Consider the following 18,168-nt stretch of genomic DNA (forward strand, 5'->3'; position numbering starts at 1 on the left):
CATGAAAGCGACATACAACATTCAGGACGTCTTTTTAAATCAATTACGGAAAGATGCAGTCCCGACAACGGTTTTCTTAATCAGCGGGTATCAATTACGGGGGCTGATCAAGTCATTCGATAACTTCACGGTCATCTTGGAGTCGGAAGGCAAACAGCAGTTGATCTACAAGCACGCGATCTCGACGTTCGCACCAGCGCGCAACGTGACGTTATATGAGCAAGAAGAGACACAAGAAGTCTCTCGCTAAGTAAAAAAGACGACCGGGGGGTCGTCTTTTTTTGTTTACTTCATTATCTATACACTGACTGAGCAGGCGTACGAAGAACGTCGACAGGATATCGTTCTAAGTCAAGGATATCAAGTCCGATGAATCCGGTATGATTGGTTTCAGCAAAGTAGAACGTAACTCCTCCTTGGAGGTGACACGAACTTTTCGGAATCGTGTTTTGCAATCGGAGCGAGAAACGATCTGTATGTTCTGCGTATAAGAATGCTTGTGAATGGACGGCGCGGATCACATTCGCTTCTTCATTGAAAAATTCGATTCCGACGATGCGTCCCTCTTGATCAACGTCTACGTTGAGGAATTCATTTTCTTCTAGCTCGTCCGTTTCTTCAATTGCGGGAGTAAATGTTTCTGGGAAGAGATATAGATATCCCATTTCTGCTTCTTGATCATAAGTCATTCGAATCGTCATCTATGTCACATCCAAGCCTAATGATTTTTTTACAACAACGGTGTCAGTTCCTCGACCGCCTCTTCATAACGTCGAAGCGAGACATCCTTATAGAGGCATGTCTTCTGCAGACGTTCTTCCTTCGTCATCTCGTCCTGATACGTTTTTAAGATGAAACTGTTGCGTAACATCGACGGTGTCAAGATCCGCTTGTTATCGGACCGTTCATTCAGCTGACGCATCATCTTCGTGATCATAACGATCGATAGTTGCTTCGGTGCATTTTTGCTGTAGACCCAGCGGAATGTCATCCGAGCGAAGTCGAAGGCGACGAAAAAGGGGTCGGTACTGTTATAACGGGGGCGGACCGGCTCCGGAATCGTCTTCAAGTAACGCAACATGATGTCTTGATCTTCCCGCTCGAGGTGAAGCAGGTAACGGTTGCCGAGTCGGTCATGAACGGTCATCTCTTGTTGGGCGAAATTGAGATCGTGCATCTTCAAACCAATGATGTGATGGACACGTAGACCGTAACGATAAAACAGACGGAGAATCAATTCGTTTCGATCGATCAAATACGGACGTGCCTTCAATTGATGTTCCGTCAAGCCGCGATCGGATTGATTCGTCCGGACCAATTGTTCATATTCCTTGAAGGAAGCGACGTGTTTTGCCGTCAATTCGTGCGTCGGTTGTGCGTATTCAATCAGCTTCGCCTTCGTTTGCCGGATCTGATAATTGACTTGATTGATGACGGTGACGATCCGGGCAACCGTTGCTTGCTGGTAGAGTTTCTCTTCGATCAAGTATTCATTGATGAACGTCTTCCACGTCTCGATCGAAATCGTCTTGAAATCGTCGATCGTCTCGAGTGGTTGGTCGACATCGGTCATGTAGCGATGGACTTCGATTAAATCATAGCGATAGCGGCGGACGGTCGAAAGTTGCCGTCCACTTGTCGTTAGATAAAACAAATAGCGTTCAATGAACTCTGGAAGCGTATACGACTGTTCGCGTGCCATGGTTTTCCTCCCCTTATCGTAATCTTTCTTCCATCATAAACCGAACGGATGTTTCCTGTCCAAAAAAGTTCAGACGAACCGGTGCCTGTGGTATGATAAAGGGCGCAGTACGTCTTTACTCGTGAAAGGAATGATATTATGTCAGAACGCGTCATCGTCGTTGGTTGCCAGCTCCCCGGTGTCCCGGACCATGTCTATGAAGAATCGGTCGCGGAGCTCGAAGCACTCGTAACGACTGCGCATGGTGTCGTCGTCGGTCGTCTGGATCAAAAACGACAAGCGATTGATCGCCGTACGTTCATCGGAAAAGGAAAGGTTGAAGAACTCGTTGCTTTAGCAGACGAACTTGAACCTGATTTAATCATATTCAATGCCGAGGTCACGCCCGGTCAGATGAAGAATATCCGGATCGCCTTGTCGGACCCGGAAGCCATCAAATTGATTGACCGGACGCAGTTGATCCTCGATATCTTCGCTGGCCGAGCCCAGTCACGCGAAGGGAAATTGCAGGTCGAACTGGCACAGATGAGTTATCTCTTACCACGTCTTGCCGGGCAGGGAACACAACTGTCACGTCTTGGTGGCGGAATCGGGACGCGTGGACCAGGTGAATCGAAACTCGAGACGGACCGCCGTCATATCCGGCGTCGGGTCGATGAGATCTCGAAACAACTCGAGACATCCGTCGCGCACCGTGCCCGTTACCGGGAACGTCGCAAAGAGAACCAGACATTCCAAATCGCGCTCGTCGGTTATACGAATGCCGGCAAATCAACGATCTTCAACCGGTTGACACAAGCCGACACATACGAGAAGGATGAGTTGTTCGCGACGCTTGATCCGTTGACACGTCAAGTCGATTTGCCGGAAGGTGGTCAAATCCTCCTGACGGATACGGTCGGTTTCATTCAAGATCTCCCGACGAAGTTGATCGCGGCGTTCCGTTCGACACTCGAGGAAGTGCTGGAAGCCGACTTGATCCTCCATGTCGTTGATGCGTCGAGTGAGCATTACTTGAATCAGATGCAGACGACGAACGATGTCCTCGATGAACTCGGTGCCGGTGACATTCCGCAACTGGAAGTCTACAACAAGAAGGATCAATTGAACCGCTTGTTCACAGGTGGAAAACTGCTGATTTCTGCGCTTGACCCGCAGGATATCGAGCGCTTGATCGAAGAGATCGAACGTTCGATCAGCGAAATCCTCGAGTATCTCGAGATTCGCATTCCAGTTGACGGATTTGCCCATTACAATCCGGCGAAAGAAGTCATGATGAATTTGAAGGAATCGTTCGAAGAAGATGGTTCCGTCATTCTAAAAGGTTACTTGCGTAAAGATACGCGTCTATACGCGACATTGAAACAATACGAGGTGTAAACATGTTTTCAGAATTAACCCATTACGAAACGCTCCGTCCGCTCATTGACCGGGCGGAGGAACAAATCGCCCCGTACGTCAAGAAAGCGCAAGAGGTCGCGGAATACAATCAATTCCGTGTCCTCGATGCGTTCCGACGTCACAAGGTCAGTGATTTTCACTTCATGCCGTCAACAGGTTACGGCTACAACGATGAAGGACGCGATACGCTCGAACGGATCTATGCCGATGTCTTCGGTGCGGAAGCCGGTCTTTGTCGTCCGCAAATCATCAGCGGAACCCATGCGATCGGTATCGCGTTGTTCGGTTTGTTATTGCCAGGAGACGAATTGCTCTATATCACAGGAAAACCATACGATACGCTTGAAGAGATCGTCGGAATTCGTGGTGACGGACGCGGTTCATTAAAGGAACTGGGCGTCCAGTATGATGTCGTCGAGATGAAAAACGCCGAGACGATCGACGTACCGGCCGTTCTCGAACGGATCACACCGCAGACGAAGGTCGTCGGGATTCAGCGTTCAAAAGGCTATGCGACGCGACGTAGTCTGCCGGTCAACGAGATCGGAGAAGCGATCGCCACCATCAAAGCTGTCCATCCGCACGTACTGATCTTCGTCGATAACTGCTACGGTGAATTCGTCGAGACAATCGAACCGACGCACGTCGGGGCAGACTTGATGGCAGGGTCGTTGATTAAGAATCCGGGTGGTGGTCTTGCGAAGACTGGCGGTTATCTCGTCGGTCGAACGGACTTGATCGAACGGGCATCGTTCCGGATGACGACGCCAGGGATTGGCGCCGAAGCCGGTCCATCGTTATCGGCACTTCCGGATATGTATCAAGGTTTCTATATGGCACCACATACGGTGAGCCAAGCGTTGATGGGCGCGATGTTCACGTCGAGCATGCTCGGTCAGTTCGGGTTTGACACGGCACCTCACCATACGGCAGAACGGACGGATTTGATTCAATCGGTTTCGTTCCATGCGCCGGAGCCGATGATTGCCTTCTGTCAGGCGATTCAAGCTGCTTCACCGGTCAATGCACATGCGCTACCGATTCCGGATTATATGCCAGGATATGCGGACGATGTTATCATGGCAGCAGGGACTTTTGTACAAGGCTCATCGATTGAGTTGTCAGCGGATGGTCCAATCCGTGCGCCCTATACCGCGTACGTCCAAGGTGGTTTGACGTATAGCCACGTCAAGATTGCCATCATCTCAGCCGTCAATCACTTGATGGAAAAACAATTAATTCCAGAAAAAAACGTTTAATACTAGAATATCTCGTGAAAAGACCTCTGAACGACTTCATGTAAAGTGATTAAAAAAGTTGTGTTAACTTTTCTTACATCGCTTGACAAGTTGCCTGACAGAGGTTTATTCTCATGGAGTAAGGAAAAAGGAGGAACCACATGGCAGACTCATCACGCCAGTCCAAGCCACTATTTCCCATCGGAGTCGTTCAAGAGTTGACCGCGTTATCTGCCCGCCAGATCCGATACTACGAAGAACAAGGACTGATCAAACCGGAGCGGACAGAGACGAAGCGTCGCCTCTATTCGTTCAACGATGTCGATCGTCTGTTGTCGATCAAGGAATACCTGGATCAGGGACTGAATATCGCAGGGATCAAATTGATTTTTGAAAACGATCTCGTCAAACGCGAACGCGTTGCGGAGAGCGTCGTCGAGACGCGCCCGGAACTATCTGACGGCGAATTGTATAAACTCCTGAAAAATGAATTGAAGGAAGCAGGACGACATGGAAAGACGTCGCTCATCCAAGGTGAGCTCGGGCGTTTCTTCAAGTAAGGACCTGTAACCATATAAAAACGAATCGGAGAGGGGATTTGTCACATGACACGTCGCAACATTACACGAGAAGACATTTTGAAAATCGCTAAAGCTGAGGATGTACGCTTCATTCGCTTACAGTTCACAGATATCCTCGGAACGATCAAGAACGTTGAGATTCCAGTAAGCCAATTGGAAAAAGCACTTGATAACAAAATGATGTTCGATGGTTCATCGATCGAAGGATTCGTCCGGATCGAAGAATCAGATATGTATCTCTTCCCAGACTTGAACACATGGGTCGTCTTCCCATGGACAGAAGATGGAACAGGGAAAGTTGCACGTTTAATCTGTGACATCCACAATCCGGATGGCACGCCGTTCGCAGGAGACCCACGTGGTCAGCTCAAACGGGTACTTAAAGAGATGGAAGAGCTCGGTTTCTCATCATTCAACGTTGGACCAGAGCCAGAATTCTTCCTCTTCAAGAAAGATGAAAAAGGTCGTCCGACACTTGAATTGAACGACCAAGGTGGATACTTCGACCTCGCACCAGTCGACCTCGGTGAAAACTGCCGTAAAGAGATCGTCATCGAGCTCGAGAACATGGGCTTTGAAATCGAAGCATCACACCACGAAGTCGCTCCAGGTCAGCACGAAATCGACTTCAAATATGCAGATGCGATCACGACAGCGGATAACATCCAAACGTTCAAACTCGTCGTCAAGACGATTGCTGCGAAGCACAACTTGCACGCGACATTCATGCCGAAACCACTCTTCGGTGTCAACGGATCAGGCATGCACGCGAACATGTCGCTCTTCAAAGGCAACGAGAACGTCTTCTTCGATGAAGGCAACGAAGACATGCAATTGTCGGATGATGCACGTGCTTTCACGGCAGGTATTCTCAAACACGCTCGTGCGTTCACAGCGGTTTGTAACCCGACAGTCAACTCATACAAACGTCTTGTTCCTGGCTACGAAGCACCTTGCTACGTCGCATGGTCAGCACGTAACCGTTCACCACTCGTCCGTGTTCCTGCAGCACGTGGACTCTCGACTCGTATCGAAGTTCGTTCAGTCGACCCAGCAGCGAACCCGTACCTTGCGCTTGCGACATTGCTCGCTTCAGGTCTTGACGGAATCAAGAACAACTTGAAAGCACCGGCTCCAATCGACCGTAACATCTACGTCATGGACAAACCGGAACGTGTTGCAAACGGAATTGATGATCTTCCATCAACACTCAGCCACGCACTCGAAGTCTTGAAAGCGGATGACGTCGTCATGCACGCTCTCGGCGATCACATCGCAGAACACTTCGTTGAATTGAAAGAAATCGAATGGGATATGTTCCGGACGCAAGTCACGGAATGGGAACGCGATCAGTACATGGTCTTGTTCTAATCCAACTCAAGCACTTCTGGACTTCTGTCCGGAAGTGCTTTTTTCATAGCGTCGACAGGGATTGAGTCAAGGATGTGGAAAGATACAAGAGTACAAAGAAAGGGAGACGATACATCATGAAAAAAGGATATGAAGGCAAAGAGATTACGGTCTATTTTGATTCGGAAGTCTGCATTCACTCTGGTCATTGTGTACAAAGTCTACCAACTGTCTTTGATGTCAAGCGGCGTCCGTGGATTGAAGCGGACGGGGCGCCGGTCGAAGACGTCATGCGGGTCGTCGACGGTTGTCCGAGCGGCGCCTTATCTTACGAACGGAGGGAAGCAAATGGAGCTGAAACGAGCGGAACGTAAAATCGAAGTCCATCAGGAAGGTGAAGTGATTGGGGAAATCACTTACAGCGACACGAACAACGGCATGTGGATCATTGATCACACATACGTCGATCCCGCGCACCGCAATCAACAGATTGGGGAACAACTCGTTGCCGAGATCGTCAACTGGGCACGAGAAGCAAACGTCAAGCTGTTACCGTTATGTCCGTTTGCGAAAAAAGAGTTTGAACATCAATCGGATTATCAGGACGTACAAGCAAATACGTGAACACAAAAATCTCCTCTAGTCTCTTAAGACCAGAGGAGATTTTTTCGAGTCATTGTTTATGATCCCTGACCTTCATTTTGCGAGAAACAATCATCGTACCGAAATAGGCGACGACGTACAGCACGACCAGTCCTTGTTTTAGCATATAAGGTAGATCCATTTGACTCGCGATTAGAAAAATGGCGCACAACAATATCAAATAGGGTATAAACTGCTTATTTGGCATATCAGAACCTCCTTCACTATCCATTTATTTCTATTATAAGGATAACACAAGAGATACATCGAAATAGGCTAAAGATGAATGAGTTGCTTACAGATACAATCGTAGAAACGCCATCGTGACGACACCAATCACGACCGTCCAGGATAGACTTTTACTGAAAATCGCGATCGCCATGGTCGGGAGGGCGGCGAAGACATGAAGCGTCGAAACCGTCGGAAACGCCTCATCTTGAGCGATGAGGAGATTCTGAAAAAAGAGGGCACCAAGCAGGCAGACAGGAATGAACGAGAGCCATTCTGTTACGAGGCGCGGTAACGTCAGTCCATGAAGGACGAGAAACGGTAAGACGCGTGGAATCCAAGTGACGAGTCCACAAGCTAAAAAAAGAGCAATTAATTCTGGGCGGATTTCCATCGTGTGATCACGACTCCTATACTTGCGCCACCGAGCGTCGCGCAAAGAACGGCGACTTCTGGAGAAAAGTAGCGCATGGTTATGTAAAGCAATAGTAAGACAATCAGTAGGAGGCAACTATTCACGGCAATACGGGAACGTTCCCCTTCAAACTGTAAGTATAATAAGCCGATGAACATCGCTGTCAGGGCAAAATCGAGACCGAAGCGCTCGGGATCAGGGAACCAGCTGCCGACAAGGGCGCCGAGAACGGTTGCGACGATCCAGCTGAGATACGCAGTCAGATTCAAGCCATGCATGAAAGACGGAGAGAGCTTCCCTTTTTGGGCAGTGTTCATCGCGACAGCGAACGACTCATCCGTTAGTAGCGTTCCGGTACCGAGGCGGTCGCGGAGGTGACGTGTCTCTACATGCGGAGCGAGCGTCAGACTCATTAACAAGTGCCTGAGATTGACGATGAATGTCGTCAGAATGATGGCAGAAGCAGGACTATTTAAGAGTAAGAGACTCGTGATGATGAACTGGGCGGCGCCGGCATAGATGAAGACGGACATGAATCCGACTTCGAGAGGGGATAAGCCAGAGGCACGACCGACGATCCCGGCTGAGAAGCCGATGCCGATATATCCGAGGACGGTAGGTAGACAGGCACGGACACCTGTTTGAAAGGCTGATGACATTCGATTCCTCCTCTTTTTAAAGAGCATAGCACTCATGCGGAATATCGTCACCAACTGGTCAATATTTTCATCGTTTTTTTCGACATACTCGGCTTGATTTAGTGGTAAAGAGTAAGTGGTACGGCAAAAATCAGATTGGTAAAGGAGCGTTTTTCATGCACAAATTAATGAAAGATTCAAACCGGTTCGTGTCAGACATGGTCGACGGACTCGTACTAGCTCACCCTGATTTGTATAAGAAGGTCGAAGGTGTTAATGTCGTCGCACGGAAAGTACCGCTCGATGGAAAAGTCGGTCTTGTCTCTGGTGGAGGAAGTGGTCATGAACCCGCACATGCCGGATTCGTTGGGGACGGTATGCTTGCTGCAGCTGTATGTGGGGAAGTCTTCACGTCACCAACGCCTGATATGGTGCTCGAAGGCATCAAGGCAGCCCATGGTGGAAAAGGTGTCTTACTCGTCGTCAAGAACTACTCGGGTGATGTCATGAACTTTGATATGGCGAAGGAACTCGCTGAACTCGAGGACATCGAAGTCGACACGGTCGTCGTCAATGATGACATCGCGATCAAAAAGGAAGAGGATCGTCGTGGGGTTGCGGGAACGGTCTTCGTCCATAAGATTGCCGGAGCTGCGGCTGCAGAAGGGAAATCACTGAGTGAAGTCAAAGCTGTTGCGGAAAAAGTCATCCAGGGCGTTCGTTCGATCGGAATGGCACTCTCACCATGTTACATGCCAGAGAGTGGCAAACCAGGCTTTGAGTTGCATGACGACGAGATGGAAATCGGAATCGGCATCCATGGTGAAAAAGGACTTGAACGAAAAGCGGTCGCTTCCGTTGATGCGATCGTCAAAGAGTTGCTCGATCGTCTGACGAAAGAGGTACCAGACAAAAAAGTCGCCGTCATGGTGAATGGGATGGGTGGAACGCCAGAATCCGAACTGTATATCACGTATAAATACGTCGCGGAAGAACTTCAGGCACACGGTTACGAGATTGCCCGTTCGTTCGTTGGAAACTATATGACGTCGCTCGAGATGCACGGATTCTCAATCACGCTCTTACCAGTGGATGATGAACTGCTTGGGTATCTCGATGCAGAAACGAAAGCGATTGGATTCTAATTTAGATAAACGGGGTGTACAAAGATGAAGTTGACGACGGAACAGTTACGAAGCGCGCTCATCAAAGCAGCGGAACAGATTGAACAGCACAAGGATGAATTGACGGACCTTGACCGGGAAATCGGCGATGGGGACCACGGGATCAATATGTCACGTGGCTTCCAAGCAGTCCAAAAGACGTTAGAAGAACACGGCGAGTATGAGGACTTAGGAGCTTTATCGAAAGAGGTCGGGATGACGCTGATCAAGACGGTCGGTGGAGCGTCCGGTCCTTTATACGGGACGGCATTCGTCAAGTTTGCCGGCGCATTTAAAGGAAAAACAGAAGTCGAAGGTGCAGCGCTTGCGGATGCTTTCCATGAAGCGACGGAAGGCATCAAGTCGCGTGGGAAATCGGAATTCGGTCAAAAGACGATGGTCGATATCTGGACACCGTTCCAAGAGGCACTTTCTCAAGAAGAAAATTTGAAAGCGGCAATCGATCAAGCGCTTGCTGATACGAAAGCGCGTATCGCAACGAAAGGACGCGCGTCTTACTTCGGTGAAGCGACGGAAGGCGTCCAGGACCCAGGTAGTCTATCGAGTGCTTTGTTACTCGGCGAAATCGCGGAGGTGCTTCATGGTTAATCTTGTGCTTGTTTCTCATAGTGAAAAACTTGCGACTGGACTAAAGGAATTGTTGGCAGAGATGGCACCGGATACGCCAGTCTTAGTAGCAGCAGGTCTTGAGGACGGTAGCATCGGAACGGACGCGACACGAATCGAAGAAACATTGAATACACTGGACGATGATGGAGTTGTCTTAACGGATATCGGTTCTGCGACGATGAACACGGAACTGGCACTTGAACTATACAGTGGCGAACGGACGGTTCGGTTTATCGACGCACCACTCGTCGAAGGCGCGTTTTTAGCGGCAGTCTTGAGTGGTCAGTCGAAATCCGTTGATGAGATTGAAGACGGCTTGAAAAAAGAGTTTAGCAAATAAGTAGTAAATGCCCCTTTGCGAGTAGGCGAAGGGGCATTTTTTCTATTCGTATTAAAACTTAAATAAGTGTTTCATGAATCAAAACGACTGAAGCCATTTTGCTAACCACTCTCTAGGCAAATTAATTGTAGATAAATCAATGGTCTGTAATTCATTTAGAGAATAACTGTTAGCAAGATAAAGATCCCATTGTGCATCAATATCGTTTACTACTTCAGTCGCTTGCTCACTTAACGGATAGCTCCTACGTCCGTCGGTTGCAATATGATAAAGATCGTTCTGGTACAGGTTTGTCATGTAGCGATAACACCAATCTGCTAGTTCTTCATGCGTGATGTTGCCATCCAGCGCGGCCTGAATGTGTTCTTTTAGCTGTTGATCAGAATAAGTAGAATTCATGACACACCTCTCGCTATATTTTTTATAAGATATCAAAAACCGGTCCCTCTGCAAAAGGGACCGGGTCAATTGTTTTATTTTGATGGTTTGAAGACCATTGTCGCTTCCACTGCTTTTTGCCATCCGGCATAGCGTTGCTCACGATCGTCTTCTTTCATCTCTGGTTTGAACTGGTGATCCAGCTTCCATTGTTTTTTGATCTCCGCTTTATCTTTCCAGTAACCAACAGCTAATCCAGCAAGGTAGGCTGCACCAAGTGCTGTCGTTTCATTGATTTCTGGACGATCGACAGGAACGCCGAGGATGTCCGATTGGAACTGCATCAAGAAGTTGTTCGCTACTGCACCACCGTCGACACGAAGTGTCTTCAGTTCGATACCAGAATCTTGTTCCATCGCTGTTAACACATCGCGTGTTTGATAAGCGAGTGATTCAAGCGTTGCACGAACGAAGTGTTCCTTATCTGTTCCGCGTGTTAATCCGAAGATTGCCCCGCGTACATCTGAATCCCAGTATGGCGCACCAAGACCAACGAAGGCAGGAACGACATAAACACCGTCTGTTGAGTCGACTTTCGTTGCGTAACCTTCTGAATCTTTCGCATTTTTCAGCATCCGGAGTCCATCACGGAGCCACTGGATCGCAGAACCAGCGACGAAGATAGAACCTTCCAGCGCATATTCCACTTTTCCATCGACGCCCCAAGCGATCGTCGTCAAGAGTCCATGATCAGAAGAAACGGCTTTCTCACCTGTGTTCATGAGCATGAAGCAACCTGTTCCGTATGTGTTTTTCCCTTCACCCGCTTCGAAGCACGTTTGACCGAAGAGTGCTGCTTGTTGGTCACCCGCAATACCAGCGATTGGCACTTCGTAACCGAAGAAGTGATACGGTACCGTTTTGTCGTAGACTTCACTCGACTGACGAACTTCTGGCAACATGGAAGCAGGAACACCTAGGATATCGAGTAACTCTTCATCCCATTTTTGTTCGTAGATGTTATACATCAATGTTCGTGAAGCGTTCGTGTAGTCCGTGATGTGCGTTTTTCCACCAGACAGTTTCCAAACGAGCCACGTATCGATCGTACCGAAGAGCAATTCACCATTCTCTGCTTGCTCACGTGCACCTTCGACATTGTCGAGGATCCATTTAACTTTTGTGCCAGAGAAGTAGGCATCAATCAGAAGTCCTGTTTTGTCGCGGAACTTCTGGTTCAAACCTTGTTCTTTTAAGTCGTCACAGATACCAGACGTTTGACGCGATTGCCAAACGAGTGCGTGATAGACCGGTTTACCTGTTTCTTTGTTCCAGACGACCGTCGTTTCACGTTGGTTCGTGATGCCGATTCCAGCGATTTGCTCAGGTTTGATATCTGCTGTCCCGAGTGCTTCTGCCATGACAGCAAGAATCGAACCCCAGATTTCGTTTGCATCATGCTCGACCCAGCCTGGTTGTGGGAAGTATTGCTTGAATTCCCGTTGTGCCGAGTTGACGATTTTCCCATCGTGATCGAAGATGATCGCACGTGAGCTTGTCGTACCTTGGTCGAGTGCTAGGATATACTTGTTTTCCATTTCGAAATCCCCCTTGAGCGGTATGTGTTAGTGAGACGTGATCTTAGTAGATCAATTGATAGATGAACACGGCAATCGCTCCACCGATGATTGGACCGACGACAGGAATCCATGAATAGCCCCAGTCAGATGAACCTTTATTCGGAATCGGTAGGATAGCGTGCGCGATACGCGGTCCAAGGTCACGAGCCGGGTTGATGGCATACCCTGTTGTACCACCGAGCGATAGACCGATGACGACGACGAGTAAACCGACGATGAGTGGTTTTAAGCCGTCTCCGAACGTCGTTAAACCGAGTGCCAAGATACCGAAGACGAGAACGAATGTCCCGATGATCTCAGAAATCAAGTTCGACGGCGTATGACGAATCGCTGGACCTGTTGCGAACACACCGAGTTTTGCGGCTTGATCATCAGTCGCTTCAAAATGTTTCATGTAATGAAGCCAAACGAGAATGGCGCCGATGAAAGCTCCGACAAGTTGTCCGGCAATGTAGATCGGAACGTCTGCCCACGGTAGGTCAGAGTTCAAAGCAAGTGCAATCGTCAATGCGGGGTTCAAGTGTGCTCCACTCTCAGCAGCGACGAATGCTGCTGTCATGACGGCAAGACCCCAAGCGAACGTGATGACGATCCATCCGCTGTTTTCCGATTTCGTCTTTTTCAAGACGACACCGGCGACGACTCCATCCCCGAGCAGGATGAGAATCATCGTACCGATCATTTCTAGTACAAAGTTATTCATGCAAAAACCCTCCCTTTGGATTAAAGCAGATAATGGCCTTTCTACTTTAAATTACTCTGATTTGAGAACGTTTTCAATACATATAATTGAAATATAGGAATGGAAATTTTTTATTTTGATGTTTAAAGATACGAAAAAGTGGATAAGAAAACACCTCTTCCTGCCTGCGAGCAAGCAAAAGAGGTGTTACCGACGACGTTTTTTTCTTTTTTTAGGTCGAAACCAACTGCTGGAATAATCTAGTAGGATATGAATCGTACTCGCCACCATGATACCGACGACGAATGCAGGCAAGGAAGCGAACCACGAATCAATCGTAGCAGAATCAAGAACCTGAAAATATAGACTTAAAAATAGTAGGGGAATCAGAATCGCAGCACTGTACAGAAGCCGAATGATGTCTCCGATGATCAGTCCATGCGACCAGATCGATCGGTGAGGCATGATCTTGACATACGGCATCCACAAGACTCGAAATGGTCCAAAGCGATAATACGGTTCTGACTTTAAATCGAGGTCGGGTGACAACCAAAGGGTACCGACAGCGATACCGATGGCAGTCGGTAACCAATCGGTTTGTTGCGTTGCGACCGAATACGCAACGTAACCCGTCAGTGCGACGGTATTGACGGTATCATGTACATTTCCTGAAGGCATGAAAAAAGACCAGTCGTAACTGGTCCCTCCGTCAATGAATCGTCCGATACACGCCGATTACCTTACCAAGAATGGAGACATTATCGAAATACATCGGATCCATCGAGTCATTTTCTGGTTGTAGACGTACCTGTTGATCTTCTAAGAAGAACCGTTTCACCGTCGCTTCGCTATCTTCGGTCATAGCTACGACGATTTCTCCGTTTTCTGCTGTGTTTTGTTGGCGCACGATGACACGATCGCCGTCAAGAATACCTGCGTTAATCATCGATTCACCATCGATCGTCAACATGAAGACCGTTTCGTTTCCTACATAATGTGCAGGGAGCGGGAACTGTTCTTCGATGTTTTCAATCGCTGTAATCGGAAGACCTGCTGTGACTTTCCCGATGACGGGAACATGGACGATGGCTTCCGTGATTTCTTCAGGCTTATCAAGCAATATCTCAATCGCACGTGGTTTCGTCGGGTCACGGCGAATCATTCCCCGCTTCTCGAGTCGATCCAAATGACCGTGTACCGTCGAGCTAGACGCGAGTCCGACTGCTTCTCCGATTTCACGAACTGATGGTGGATACCCCTTCAGTTTCACTTCAGAGACGATGTAGTCGAGAATCTCTTGTTGGCGCTTAGACATTTTCCGCATACGAATTGCCACCTCTTTCTGGATTGAAGTTTGAAATGTAAGAATATATGTTTCTAGATTCACTATAACATAGAACAAATGAGCGTACAAACAATTGTTCGACATTTTGTATTGACCGAACACGGGTTCTGTGTTTATTATGAGTTATGCGAACAATTGTTCCGCGAACATTTATTCTAACTCATTCATTTCATATTTGGAGGGATTCATGATGATTCATACGATTCGTACTCATGCTTTTTCAATTCTCTTCTATGCATTAAGTATTGCCTTCGTGATCTTTTTACTCACACCACGCCCGGATGAAAAAGTGGCGCAACTGATGACAGCTTCCGTTACGGTCGATGAGAACGCTACAGTCGAACAAATCGCTGAAGTCTACAATGATGGTTCGATGTCAGATGAAGAGTACGTCAATTGGTTGATTAAAAATAATGATGTTGAAACAAAACACGTCATCTCAAAAAGCAAAATCGTTGTACCAATCGCACAACAATGACAAAATGGAAAAGTTGTGAAAGAACGAACAGGGATGTGAGGTACGATGAAGGTCGTGATTTATTGTCGAGTGTCGACCGAAAAAGAAGCACAAGATAGTTCGATTGAACGCCAACGGATGGAGCTTTCGAAGGTCGCGTCTCAAAAGGGTTTTGATGTCGTGGATGTCGTCTCTGAAAAAGAGAGTGGATATGACGTCGATCGGGAAGGGATGCTGACGGTTCTTGATCATGTAACACGTGATGCGGTAGATGCGGTCCTCGTGACAGATGACACACGGATTGGTCGAGGGAATGCGAAAATCGCTATTTTGCACACGTTTAAGAAGCACGGTGTTCGGTTGATGACACTTGATTCTGATGGAGAATACCAGCTTGCGGATGCAGAAGCAATGGTCCTTGAGATTGTCTCACTGGTGGAAGAATATCAACGGAAACTGCATAACGCAAAAATCGCGCGCGGCATGCGGCGAGCTGTTGAACAAGGCTTTCGCCCGGAACGAAATCTGAATCGCCAAGGAGAGAACGCTGGGCGTAGTCGAAAGGACGTACCGATCGAAGAAATCGTACGTCTTCGAGAGCTCGGACTGACGTTTTCAGATATCGCCATCACCTTGCGTGGGATGGGACATGATATTTCAAAGGCAACGGTCAATCGTCGATATCTTGAATACCGCGAACTGACACCTAGCCCGGAATGAAGAGCAAGTTACCCGTCGACTGACGCGGTTAACTTGCTTTTTTTTATAGCCTCTTTTAAAGTAAGGATACAATTGAACAACTCAAGTTTGAGTCGTACAGAAAGAGGGATTCCATGTTATCACAAGAACAATTAGATCGAATCAATGCATTAGCGAATAAATCAAAAGTCGAACCGTTATCAGAAGCCGAAACGGCAGAGCAAAAAGAGTTACGTGCAGCGTATCTCGCAGCATTCCGTGGATCGTTCAAAAACCAACTCATGGGCATGAAAATCGTCGATGAAGAAGGAACGGACGTAACACCAGAGAAATTGAAACAAGCACAAGAAGAAGAACGGAATAAACAATAATCGTTTATTTCTTCTATAGTAAGGAAGAGGTCCCCAATCGGTGGATCTCTTTTTTTGTTAGATTGGTTAGATAGGAAACATTGTACGATAGCAATACATCTTAATAGAGGGCATTCATCGATTCAGACATCCTGTATGAGTCGATAGAACGGCTATAGATAGCGCATTCATTTTAATGTGACATACTATTTAGAAAAGTTGTATCACATTTAAGAGTATGCTAAAATGAGTAGGAATTTGTGAAAAAGAGAGAGGATGATTGTTTTGACGAACATGACGACAGTAGAACAATTAGCAATTAATACGATTCGTACCTTATCGATTGATGCCGTACAAAAGGCGAACTCGGGTCACCCAGGTATGCCAATGGGAGCAGCGCCGATGGCATTCTCGCTTTGGGCGGATCATATGAACCACAACCCTAAAAATCCAGAATGGTTCAACCGCGACCGTTTTGTACTTTCAGCCGGACACGGTTCGATGCTTCTCTACTCACTCCTCCACCTATCGGGATATGATCTATCAATGGATGATCTTAAATCATTCCGTCAATGGGGATCAAAAACACCAGGTCACCCGGAATACCGTCACACGGCTGGTGTAGATGCGACAACAGGTCCACTTGGTCAAGGGATTGCAATGGCAGTTGGTATGGCGATGGCAGAACGTCATCTTGAAGCAAAATACAACCGTGACGATCTCAACGTCGTCGATCACTTCACATACGGAATTTGTGGAGATGGAGACTTAATGGAAGGTGTCTCAGCTGAGGCGGCTTCACTCGCAGGTCACCTTGGTCTTGGTAAATTGGTCGTATTGTACGATTCAAACGATATCTCACTTGATGGCGATCTCGATAAATCATTCTCTGAAAACGTCCAGAAGCGCTTCGAAGCGTACAACTGGCAAGTCATTCGCGTAGAAGACGGAACGGATATCGATTCGATTTCGAAAGCAATCGCGGCGGCACAAGCAGAGACGACAAAACCAACGTTGATCGAAGTCAAGACAGTCATCGGCTTCGGTTCACCGAACAAGTCAGGGAAATCGGCTTCTCACGGTGCACCACTCGGTGAAGCGGAAATTAAATTGACGAAAGCTAGCTACATTTGGGATCACGAAGAGTTCTACGTCCCTGAAGAAGTCAAATCATTGTTCGACGAGCGGATCGTCCAACGTGGTGCTTCTGCGGAAGACGCATGGAACGAAACGATGAAACAATACGAAGCAGCGCATCCAGAATTGCATGCGGAACTCGTTCGCGCAATCGCAAACGAATTGCCAAGCAACTGGGAAGCAGATCTTCCGACGTACGACTTGTCATCGAAAAAAGCGACACGTCAAACGAGTGGTGAGGTCTTGAACGGTCTTGCGAAGAACGTTCCGACATTGTTCGGTGGTTCAGCTGACCTTGCAGGATCGAACAACACGATGCTCAAAGGCGAAGCAGACTTCGATATCGACCCAAGCGGTCGTAACATCTGGTTCGGTGTACGTGAATTCGCAATGGCAGCAGCTGTCAACGGTATGGCACTTCACGGCGGCGTCATTCCTTACGGTGCGACATTCTTCGTCTTCTCGGATTACCTCCGTCCAGCTGTTCGTTTAGCAGCATTAATGGGACTTCCATCAATCTTCGTTCTGACACACGACTCGATCGCTGTCGGTGAAGATGGTCCAACACACGAGCCAGTCGAACACTTGATGAGCTTCCGTGCAATGCCGAACGTCACGATCTACCGCCCAGCAGACGGAAAAGAGACAATCGCAGCATGGAAAACAGCGGTACAAGCAAAAGACAAACCAACACTTCTCGTCTTGACACGTCAAGGTCTTCCTGAACTTGAAGGCACGACGACGGAAGGCGCTGAAAAAGGTGGTTATGTCATCGCTGGTGACGTCACGAAAGCTGATACACTCTTGCTCGGTACGGGTTCAGAAGTGCACCTTCTTGTTGAAGCACAAAAAGAACTTGGTGAATCAGTAGCTGTCGTTTCGCTTCCATCATGGGAAGTATTCGAAGCACAGTCAGCAGAGTACAAAGAATCAGTTCTTCCGAAGCACATCACGAAACGTGTAGCGATCGAAGCAGGGGCTTCACTCGGTTGGTACAAATACGTAGGAACAGAAGGACAAGTCATCGGAATCGATCGTTTCGGCGCATCTGCTCCTGGAGACTTCCTCTTGAAAGAATACGGCATGTCTGTTGAGAACGTTTTAGCGACAGTCAAGCAACTCGGATAATCATTTCCGGAAAAACGGGTCCGA

At 47.9% G+C, this 18,168-nt stretch carries 23 protein-coding genes; 14 read left to right on the plus strand and 9 right to left on the minus strand.

The genetic code is table 11. The annotated features are described in order from the left end of the window. The first annotated feature begins 1 nt into the window (after position 1). Positions 2-250 (plus strand): RNA chaperone Hfq, encoded by a 249-nt coding sequence (gene hfq / locus KNQ03_RS10365; RefSeq protein ID WP_023467753.1) that lies wholly within the window; start codon positions 2-4, stop codon positions 248-250. A gap of 43 nt (positions 251-293) precedes the next feature. On the opposite strand, the gene KNQ03_RS10370 is transcribed toward hfq, so the two are convergent. After that, on the minus strand, positions 294-701 hold the full coding sequence (locus KNQ03_RS10370) for a DUF2283 domain-containing protein (RefSeq protein WP_214724562.1): 408 nt from the start codon (positions 699-701) through the stop codon (positions 294-296). 29 nt (positions 702-730) lie between these two features. Next, entirely contained in the window at positions 731-1,702 is a 972-nt protein-coding gene (locus tag KNQ03_RS10375; protein ID WP_214724564.1) for a site-specific integrase, read from the minus strand. 138 nt (positions 1,703-1,840) lie between these two features. On the opposite strand from KNQ03_RS10375, the gene hflX reads away from it, so the two are divergent. From hflX to KNQ03_RS10405, 6 genes are all read left to right on the plus strand, one after another. Next, positions 1,841-3,082 carry a GTPase HflX gene (hflX, locus tag KNQ03_RS10380; protein WP_034785946.1) on the plus strand — a complete coding sequence of 414 codons (1,242 nt, stop codon included), beginning with the start codon at positions 1,841-1,843 and terminating at the stop codon, positions 3,080-3,082. A gap of 2 nt (positions 3,083-3,084) precedes the next feature. Next, positions 3,085-4,362 carry a methionine gamma-lyase family protein gene (locus KNQ03_RS10385; RefSeq protein ID WP_029341241.1) on the plus strand — a complete coding sequence of 426 codons (1,278 nt, stop codon included), beginning with the start codon at positions 3,085-3,087 and terminating at the stop codon, positions 4,360-4,362. A gap of 140 nt (positions 4,363-4,502) precedes the next feature. After that, positions 4,503-4,901: a MerR family transcriptional regulator gene (locus tag KNQ03_RS10390; protein ID WP_023467758.1), complete on the plus strand. Its 399-nt coding sequence runs from the start codon at positions 4,503-4,505 to the stop codon at positions 4,899-4,901. A gap of 45 nt (positions 4,902-4,946) precedes the next feature. Continuing rightward, on the plus strand, positions 4,947-6,293 hold the full coding sequence (gene glnA / locus KNQ03_RS10395) for a type I glutamate--ammonia ligase (RefSeq protein ID WP_023467759.1): 1,347 nt from the start codon (positions 4,947-4,949) through the stop codon (positions 6,291-6,293). A gap of 116 nt (positions 6,294-6,409) precedes the next feature. Then, a complete protein-coding gene (locus tag KNQ03_RS10400) occupies positions 6,410-6,646 on the plus strand; it encodes a (4Fe-4S)-binding protein (protein WP_058713286.1) in 237 nt (78 codons plus the stop codon). Beyond that, on the plus strand, positions 6,621-6,896 hold the full coding sequence (locus KNQ03_RS10405; protein WP_149427043.1) for a GNAT family N-acetyltransferase: 276 nt from the start codon (positions 6,621-6,623) through the stop codon (positions 6,894-6,896). The genes KNQ03_RS10400 and KNQ03_RS10405 overlap by 26 nt, the downstream gene beginning before the upstream one ends. Before the next feature lie 313 nt (positions 6,897-7,209). On the opposite strand, the gene KNQ03_RS10410 is transcribed toward KNQ03_RS10405, so the two are convergent. Further along, on the minus strand, positions 7,210-7,536 hold the full coding sequence (locus KNQ03_RS10410) for an AzlD domain-containing protein (protein WP_214724566.1): 327 nt from the start codon (positions 7,534-7,536) through the stop codon (positions 7,210-7,212). Next, positions 7,515-8,216 (minus strand): AzlC family ABC transporter permease, encoded by a 702-nt coding sequence (locus tag KNQ03_RS10415; protein WP_214724568.1) that lies wholly within the window; start codon positions 8,214-8,216, stop codon positions 7,515-7,517. The genes KNQ03_RS10410 and KNQ03_RS10415 overlap by 22 nt, the downstream gene beginning before the upstream one ends. A gap of 155 nt (positions 8,217-8,371) precedes the next feature. Here KNQ03_RS10415 and dhaK point away from each other — a divergent pair, with 155 nt between their 5' ends. Genes dhaK through dhaM form a run of 3 tightly spaced genes read left to right on the plus strand, consistent with a single transcriptional unit; the run spans position 8,372 to position 10,328 of the window. Then, positions 8,372-9,340 (plus strand): dihydroxyacetone kinase subunit DhaK, encoded by a 969-nt coding sequence (gene dhaK / locus KNQ03_RS10420; RefSeq protein WP_023467763.1) that lies wholly within the window; start codon positions 8,372-8,374, stop codon positions 9,338-9,340. 24 nt (positions 9,341-9,364) lie between these two features. Next, positions 9,365-9,967, plus strand: a complete 603-nt coding sequence (gene dhaL, locus KNQ03_RS10425) for a dihydroxyacetone kinase subunit DhaL (RefSeq protein WP_214724570.1) — start codon at positions 9,365-9,367, stop codon at positions 9,965-9,967. Then, entirely contained in the window at positions 9,960-10,328 is a 369-nt protein-coding gene (dhaM, locus tag KNQ03_RS10430) for a dihydroxyacetone kinase phosphoryl donor subunit DhaM (RefSeq protein WP_029341248.1), read from the plus strand. The genes dhaL and dhaM overlap by 8 nt, the downstream gene beginning before the upstream one ends. A 78-nt stretch (positions 10,329-10,406) precedes the next feature. On the opposite strand, the gene KNQ03_RS10435 is transcribed toward dhaM, so the two are convergent. The 5 genes from KNQ03_RS10435 to lexA all read right to left on the minus strand — a co-directional run bounded on the left by KNQ03_RS10435 (position 10,407) and on the right by lexA (position 14,352). Beyond that, a complete protein-coding gene (locus tag KNQ03_RS10435) occupies positions 10,407-10,727 on the minus strand; it encodes a hypothetical protein (RefSeq protein ID WP_214724572.1) in 321 nt (106 codons plus the stop codon). Between the two features lie 74 nt (positions 10,728-10,801). Beyond that, positions 10,802-12,304: a glycerol kinase GlpK gene (gene glpK, locus KNQ03_RS10440; RefSeq protein WP_035398125.1), complete on the minus strand. Its 1,503-nt coding sequence runs from the start codon at positions 12,302-12,304 to the stop codon at positions 10,802-10,804. A 43-nt stretch (positions 12,305-12,347) separates the two neighbouring features. Next, positions 12,348-13,049, minus strand: coding sequence for an MIP/aquaporin family protein (locus KNQ03_RS10445; RefSeq protein ID WP_023467768.1), 702 nt, complete (start codon positions 13,047-13,049; stop codon positions 12,348-12,350). Between the two features lie 186 nt (positions 13,050-13,235). After that, on the minus strand, positions 13,236-13,706 hold the full coding sequence (locus KNQ03_RS10450; protein WP_047391185.1) for a metal-binding protein: 471 nt from the start codon (positions 13,704-13,706) through the stop codon (positions 13,236-13,238). A 31-nt stretch (positions 13,707-13,737) separates the two neighbouring features. Continuing rightward, the gene (gene lexA, locus KNQ03_RS10455; protein ID WP_023467770.1) at positions 13,738-14,352 is read right to left on the minus strand and encodes a transcriptional repressor LexA; all 615 of its coding nucleotides are present in this window, start codon (positions 14,350-14,352) and stop codon (positions 13,738-13,740) included. Between the two features lie 211 nt (positions 14,353-14,563). Here lexA and yneA point away from each other — a divergent pair, with 211 nt between their 5' ends. From yneA to tkt, 4 genes are all read left to right on the plus strand, one after another. Next, entirely contained in the window at positions 14,564-14,851 is a 288-nt protein-coding gene (yneA, locus tag KNQ03_RS10460) for a cell division suppressor protein YneA (protein ID WP_023467771.1), read from the plus strand. A 45-nt stretch (positions 14,852-14,896) separates the two neighbouring features. Beyond that, the gene (locus tag KNQ03_RS10465; RefSeq protein WP_029341251.1) at positions 14,897-15,550 is read left to right on the plus strand and encodes a YneB family resolvase-like protein; all 654 of its coding nucleotides are present in this window, start codon (positions 14,897-14,899) and stop codon (positions 15,548-15,550) included. Between the two features lie 113 nt (positions 15,551-15,663). After that, positions 15,664-15,900, plus strand: a complete 237-nt coding sequence (locus KNQ03_RS10470) for a DUF896 domain-containing protein (protein WP_035398122.1) — start codon at positions 15,664-15,666, stop codon at positions 15,898-15,900. A 273-nt stretch (positions 15,901-16,173) separates the two neighbouring features. Beyond that, entirely contained in the window at positions 16,174-18,144 is a 1,971-nt protein-coding gene (tkt, locus tag KNQ03_RS10475) for a transketolase (protein WP_241492656.1), read from the plus strand. Positions 18,145-18,168 lie beyond the last annotated feature (24 nt).

Source organism: Exiguobacterium sp. s143 (assembly GCF_018618895.1).
GTDB lineage: Bacteria > Bacillota > Bacilli > Exiguobacteriales > Exiguobacteriaceae > Exiguobacterium_A > Exiguobacterium_A abrahamii.

What these genes read in the sequence shown, in the direction of transcription:
- hfq (WP_023467753.1), top strand. Translation starts at nt 2, where the DNA reads ATGAAAGCGACATACAACATTCAGGACGTCTTTTTAAATCAATTACGG.
- KNQ03_RS10370 (WP_214724562.1), bottom strand. Translation starts at nt 701, where the DNA reads ATGACGATTCGAATGACTTATGATCAAGAAGCAGAAATGGGATATCTA.
- KNQ03_RS10375 (WP_214724564.1), bottom strand. Translation starts at nt 1,702, where the DNA reads ATGGCACGCGAACAGTCGTATACGCTTCCAGAGTTCATTGAACGCTAT.
- hflX (WP_034785946.1), top strand. Translation starts at nt 1,841, where the DNA reads ATGTCAGAACGCGTCATCGTCGTTGGTTGCCAGCTCCCCGGTGTCCCG.
- KNQ03_RS10385 (WP_029341241.1), top strand. Translation starts at nt 3,085, where the DNA reads ATGTTTTCAGAATTAACCCATTACGAAACGCTCCGTCCGCTCATTGAC.
- KNQ03_RS10390 (WP_023467758.1), top strand. Translation starts at nt 4,503, where the DNA reads ATGGCAGACTCATCACGCCAGTCCAAGCCACTATTTCCCATCGGAGTC.
- glnA (WP_023467759.1), top strand. Translation starts at nt 4,947, where the DNA reads ATGACACGTCGCAACATTACACGAGAAGACATTTTGAAAATCGCTAAA.
- KNQ03_RS10400 (WP_058713286.1), top strand. Translation starts at nt 6,410, where the DNA reads ATGAAAAAAGGATATGAAGGCAAAGAGATTACGGTCTATTTTGATTCG.
- KNQ03_RS10405 (WP_149427043.1), top strand. Translation starts at nt 6,621, where the DNA reads ATGGAGCTGAAACGAGCGGAACGTAAAATCGAAGTCCATCAGGAAGGT.
- KNQ03_RS10410 (WP_214724566.1), bottom strand. Translation starts at nt 7,536, where the DNA reads ATGGAAATCCGCCCAGAATTAATTGCTCTTTTTTTAGCTTGTGGACTC.
- KNQ03_RS10415 (WP_214724568.1), bottom strand. Translation starts at nt 8,216, where the DNA reads ATGTCATCAGCCTTTCAAACAGGTGTCCGTGCCTGTCTACCTACCGTC.
- dhaK (WP_023467763.1), top strand. Translation starts at nt 8,372, where the DNA reads ATGCACAAATTAATGAAAGATTCAAACCGGTTCGTGTCAGACATGGTC.
- dhaL (WP_214724570.1), top strand. Translation starts at nt 9,365, where the DNA reads ATGAAGTTGACGACGGAACAGTTACGAAGCGCGCTCATCAAAGCAGCG.
- dhaM (WP_029341248.1), top strand. Translation starts at nt 9,960, where the DNA reads ATGGTTAATCTTGTGCTTGTTTCTCATAGTGAAAAACTTGCGACTGGA.
- KNQ03_RS10435 (WP_214724572.1), bottom strand. Translation starts at nt 10,727, where the DNA reads ATGAATTCTACTTATTCTGATCAACAGCTAAAAGAACACATTCAGGCC.
- glpK (WP_035398125.1), bottom strand. Translation starts at nt 12,304, where the DNA reads ATGGAAAACAAGTATATCCTAGCACTCGACCAAGGTACGACAAGCTCA.
- KNQ03_RS10445 (WP_023467768.1), bottom strand. Translation starts at nt 13,049, where the DNA reads ATGAATAACTTTGTACTAGAAATGATCGGTACGATGATTCTCATCCTG.
- KNQ03_RS10450 (WP_047391185.1), bottom strand. Translation starts at nt 13,706, where the DNA reads ATGCCTTCAGGAAATGTACATGATACCGTCAATACCGTCGCACTGACG.
- lexA (WP_023467770.1), bottom strand. Translation starts at nt 14,352, where the DNA reads ATGCGGAAAATGTCTAAGCGCCAACAAGAGATTCTCGACTACATCGTC.
- yneA (WP_023467771.1), top strand. Translation starts at nt 14,564, where the DNA reads ATGATTCATACGATTCGTACTCATGCTTTTTCAATTCTCTTCTATGCA.
- KNQ03_RS10465 (WP_029341251.1), top strand. Translation starts at nt 14,897, where the DNA reads ATGAAGGTCGTGATTTATTGTCGAGTGTCGACCGAAAAAGAAGCACAA.
- KNQ03_RS10470 (WP_035398122.1), top strand. Translation starts at nt 15,664, where the DNA reads ATGTTATCACAAGAACAATTAGATCGAATCAATGCATTAGCGAATAAA.
- tkt (WP_241492656.1), top strand. Translation starts at nt 16,174, where the DNA reads ATGACGACAGTAGAACAATTAGCAATTAATACGATTCGTACCTTATCG.